Annotated in this window: 5 protein-coding genes and 1 pseudogene; 5 read left to right on the top strand and 1 reads right to left on the bottom strand. The window is 46.9% G+C overall.

What is annotated here, in order from left to right; translation table 11 throughout:
* A pseudogene (locus Q0413_RS04250) lies at window positions 1-471 on the bottom strand (preprotein translocase subunit SecA); the annotation flags it as partial.
* Window positions 472-591: 120 nt separating this feature from the next.
* On the opposite strand from Q0413_RS04250, the gene lolA reads away from it, so the two are divergent.
* The 5 genes from lolA to Q0413_RS04225 all read left to right on the top strand — a co-directional run bounded on the left by lolA (window position 592) and on the right by Q0413_RS04225 (window position 3,751).
* Window positions 592-1,104 carry a LolA-like outer membrane lipoprotein chaperone gene (gene lolA / locus Q0413_RS04245; protein ID WP_298060841.1) on the top strand — a complete coding sequence of 171 codons (513 nt, stop codon included), beginning with the start codon at window positions 592-594 and terminating at the stop codon, window positions 1,102-1,104.
* A gap of 6 nt (window positions 1,105-1,110) precedes the next feature.
* On the top strand, window positions 1,111-1,671 hold the full coding sequence (locus Q0413_RS04240) for a low molecular weight protein-tyrosine-phosphatase (protein ID WP_298987643.1): 561 nt from the start codon (window positions 1,111-1,113) through the stop codon (window positions 1,669-1,671).
* 65 nt (window positions 1,672-1,736) lie between these two features.
* A complete protein-coding gene (locus Q0413_RS04235) occupies window positions 1,737-2,189 on the top strand; it encodes an FxsA family protein (RefSeq protein ID WP_298987640.1) in 453 nt (150 codons plus the stop codon).
* Window positions 2,186-3,115 (top strand): hydroxymethylbilane synthase, encoded by a 930-nt coding sequence (gene hemC / locus Q0413_RS04230; protein WP_298987637.1) that lies wholly within the window; start codon window positions 2,186-2,188, stop codon window positions 3,113-3,115. The genes Q0413_RS04235 and hemC overlap by 4 nt, the downstream gene beginning before the upstream one ends.
* A 15-nt stretch (window positions 3,116-3,130) precedes the next feature.
* Window positions 3,131-3,751 carry a hypothetical protein gene (locus Q0413_RS04225; protein ID WP_298987636.1) on the top strand — a complete coding sequence of 207 codons (621 nt, stop codon included), beginning with the start codon at window positions 3,131-3,133 and terminating at the stop codon, window positions 3,749-3,751.
* The last annotated feature ends 81 nt before the right edge of the window (window positions 3,752-3,832 follow it).

Below are 3,832 nucleotides of genomic sequence, written 5' to 3'. Positions count from 1 at the left end.
CACACCGGTACTAAGCCCTAAAAATTCATATAGCTCGCCCATTTGCGCAGCATCGCGCTTGGCCAGGTAGTCGTTTACGGTCACGACGTGCACGCCCTTGCCCTCCATCGCGTTTAGCACTACCGCCAAAGTCGCTACGAGAGTCTTTCCTTCGCCCGTTTTCATCTCTGCGATCGCGCCGTCGTTTAGCACCAAACCGCCTATTAGCTGAACGTCGAAGTGGCGCATATTTAGCACTCTTTTGCCTGCCTCTCGCACGATAGCAAACACTTCGTTAAGCACGTCATCCGTGCTCTTTTCGCCCGCGCGAACTTGCGCTCTTAACGCTTCAAATTCCGCCTTAAGCGCCGCATCGTCCATCGCCGCGTAGTTTTCTTCAAGCGCACTGATCTGTGCTGCGCGCTTGGCGTATTGTTTGACGATCCTATCGTTTTTAGTACCGAAAATCCCGTGGATGACCTTTTTAAACATCTCAAACCTTAGTTTTAAAATTTTAACCGCGCATATTAACATATTTTTAGTTTCTATTTAATTAAATCCTAGAAAAACGGCTATAATACGCGCAAATTTTCAAAAATAAAGGCAAAATTTATGAAAAAAACTCTTATTTCTTTAGCGGCAAGCTGCATTTTTGCATTCGCAAGCGGGATAGAATTCGATACACTGAGCGCAAATTTTTCGCAAACCGTGCAGAGCGACGATGCGAAAATCAGCTACGGCGGCGATTTTAGCGCCACGAAAGAGCACGCCGTGTGGCATTACAAGACCCCTACGATAAAAAATATATTTTTTAGCTTCACAAAGGTCGTCGTAATCGAGCCCGAACTTGAGCAAGCTATCATCACGAATATCAAAGAAACGCCAAATTTAACCGCTATCCTAGCGAATGCAAAGCCAAATAAAAACGGCGTTTATGAGGCGAGCTTCGACGATGTGAAATATCTCATCGAGCTAAAAGAAGGTCTGCCGAGCAAGATCAGCTATACTGACAAAATGGACAATAAGGTCGTCATCAATCTAAGCAATGTCCGCAAAAACGCGCCGGTAAACGAGGCGATCTTCAAGCCGGCAATTCCGAAAAACTACGATATCATCACGCAGTAGGCGCGCATGAGGCTACTTTTCGTCTGTCACGGCAACATCTGCCGCTCGCCGATGGCGCAGTCCGTGATGCAAAATTTTATTAATCAAAGCGAGCTTAAAGTACGCGTGAGCGTGGATTCTGCGGCGACGCACGCCGACGAGATCGGCTCGCCGCCCTATTACGAAACGCAGCGCGTGCTAAAAGAGCAAAAGGTGCCGCTCGTAGCGCATCGCGCCGTGCAGGTCACGCCCGCAGACTACGAGCGCTACGATCTGATACTTTGCATGGATTATGAAAATATGCGCTCGCTGGGGCGAATTTTTCGCGGTAAGGATATGGCTAAGGTAAAATTTCTTTTGGAATTTATAGGGAAAAATTTTACAGACTGCGATGCGCGAAATTTCAAAGGCTCAGCAAAGCAAACCGACTTAAATTCAAAAGGGGCCGGTTCAAATTTAACCCATCCCGAACACCTACAAATCGCCGATCCATACTACACGCGCGATTTTGAGCGCTGCTACGCAGATATCAAACGCGGCTGCGAGGGACTCTTGCGATACATTAAAAATTCAGACGGAATTTGCTAAAATCCGCGATTAAATTTTAGCGTCTTTAAAAAGGCGCGGCTTAAAGTGATGATTCAAGGAAAAATATGTTTAGGCTTTTGATCGTTCCATATCTGATAATTGAGGCATTTACGACCTATTATTTCGTAAGCGCAAACGGCTTCGCGGCGTATGCGGTAGAGATCGTCATAAGCGCGATTTTAGGCGGATACGTCGTAGCAAACCGCTCGTGGATGGGCTTTTTTAATCTAATGAAAATCTCGCCGAAAGAAATTTTAAGCGGCGTAGGCTTCGTCGTAGGCGGCGTTTTTCTCATTGCACCGGGTATTTTCGGCGATATTTTAGGCGTTTGCATAATCACCGCGTCATTTTACTGCGTCACCAGCGACGTGCCTAAATTTAACGCTAGCAGCGAAAATTCCGAAAAAAGCGAACGAAAATTCTGGCGACGCCGCCGCACAAACGACGACGTCATCGACGTAGAAGTGATCGAAGAGAACGAAATCGAGATCCGAAAGAGCATAGGAGAGGAAAAATGAGAAATTTAACCATCGCTACGCGCGGCAGCGTGCTTGCGCTGTGGCAGAGCGAGCACATCGCATCGCTGCTTAACGCCCGCGGCATCCAAGCGCAGCTAAAAAGCATGAAAACCAAAGGCGATAAAATTTTAGACACGCCGCTTGCAAAGATCGGCGGCAAGGGGCTTTTTACAAAGGAGCTCGAGGAGAGCATGCTTCGCGGCGAAGCACACATCGCCGTGCATAGCCTAAAGGATGTGCCCGTGGAGTTTCCGCAAGGGCTCGTGCTGGCTGCGATCTGCGCGCGCGAGGACGCGCGCGATGCGATGATTAGCGAAAAATACGCCAAATTTGACGAACTACCACACGGCGCAAAAGTCGGCACTACGAGCCTTCGCCGCAAGATGCAGCTGCTTGGCATGCGCCTGGATTTAGAGATAATCTCCTTGCGCGGCAACGTCCAAACTCGCTTGCGAAAGCTCAAAGACGGAGAATTTGATGCGATCATCTTGGCGATGGCAGGCATCAACCGCTTAAATTTACGCACCGAAGTGAGACACGTAGCGCCCTTTGAGGTCTCGCAGATGATCCCTGCGATGGGGCAAGGAGCGCTCGGCATCGAGGCGGTGGACGAGCCGCAGATCCTGCGCGCAATAGAATTTCTAAAAGATGAGCGCGCGATTATCGAAACGACCGTGGAACGGGATTTCGTCAGGGTTTTAGAGGGCGGTTGCCAGGTGCCGATCGGCATCAACGCGCGCCTTGACGGCGAAAATATCCACATAAGCGCGATCGTGGGCCTACCCGACGGCAGCGAAAGCATCCGCCAAAGCATCGTCGCGCAAAAATCGCAGTGGCAAAGCGTAGGCGCCGAGCTTGGGCGTATCTTCATCGGCAAAGGCGCAAAGCAGCTTCTCGCACGCGCCGAGGAGATGGCGAGCCTATAAGAAGCTCTAATGCAAATGCCGCTTTTTATAATCAAAGATTATTGGATCAGGATTTATATCGATCTGGGTGTTACTTCGTCCATCGTCATGCTTGTTTTTGAGCTCGTCACTAGGGGTATTCACTGGCATTACTGGGTTGGGGTTTGGATTTTAACCTTAATAGGTCTTTTAGGTATAAATAAAAACAAATTTTTAAGCTTCTATCCCGGCAGAATAGAATATAACAAATCCTCCGCAAACCATCAAGAAACGATAGTTACAAAAAAATCTATCGACATGGCGCGTATTGATAAGGTAGCGATTTATAAATTCGTAGATTTTGCGGTAGAAGAATTTAGCTATGATAAAAATATTGGGATCTTTAAAAAGCTTATTTTAACGGCTTTTTCGTGGATATTGTATTTGATGGATTTGATATGCTTTGCCGTTTTACGGCTAAGGGGTAGGATAAAAAGCATAAATTTATATGTCTTAATATTTTTAGACAGCGAAAATGGGGTATTCGTCGGTATCCCGCTTGCGATGTTAAGCGATTTTGAACGAAAAAATTTGGAAAAATATTTAAGAGATGAACTCAAACTAAACCTGGAGGATATCGAGGTTAGAGATAGGCTTTTGAATATAAATTTTATGTAACGCCGCTAGCTTACGTGACAATGTGGAATTTTACGTCGATATGAAATTTCTAAGATTTATGTGGCAAGATGCTAGACAGAT

It is taken from the genome of uncultured Campylobacter sp., assembly GCF_938045465.1.
In the GTDB taxonomy this organism is placed as follows: Bacteria; Campylobacterota; Campylobacteria; order Campylobacterales; family Campylobacteraceae; genus Campylobacter_B.
The sequence above is the reverse complement of the archived record's forward strand: the minus strand, read 5'-3'. Positions and strand labels throughout refer to the sequence as shown.